At 59.2% G+C, this 338-nt stretch carries 1 protein-coding gene; it reads right to left on the bottom strand.

Features of this window, described 5'->3' with window-relative positions; genetic code table 11:
• Positions 1-265 (bottom strand): iron-containing alcohol dehydrogenase (locus tag SB717_RS34360; RefSeq protein ID WP_410907320.1); only part of this gene is annotated, 265 nt, incomplete at its 3' end.
• Positions 266-338 lie beyond the last annotated feature (73 nt).

Below are 338 nucleotides of genomic sequence, written 5' to 3'. Positions count from 1 at the left end.
CCGCTTCGTGGTCATGTACCGCACGTAGTCCGAGGTCGAGCGCGTCCGTGGTCGGGTCCGGAACCGTGTCAGAAAACACGTGCACACGAAGGCCGGCTGCTTCGAGGCGAGACCGGACACGATCGACCAGGCCCGACGAGAGCATGAAAGCATCGGTGATGATCATCGGCCGCCGCGCTCCGATCTCGACGGCTAGCTGCCCGATCTCGGTGATCGAACCGGAGCCGATCCGGATACGTTGGGGCAGATACAAAGCGTGCGGCACGTACAGACCTCATTATCTTGTTTCGCAATGTGGATTAAACGTTACGTTTCCACAGCAGATCTGTGCATGCAAG

It is taken from the genome of Priestia sp. SIMBA_032 (assembly GCF_046535215.1).
Taxonomy (GTDB): domain Bacteria; phylum Bacillota; class Bacilli; order Bacillales; family Bacillaceae_H; genus Priestia; species Priestia aryabhattai.
The sequence above is the reverse complement of the archived record's forward strand: the minus strand, read 5'-3'. Positions and strand labels throughout refer to the sequence as shown.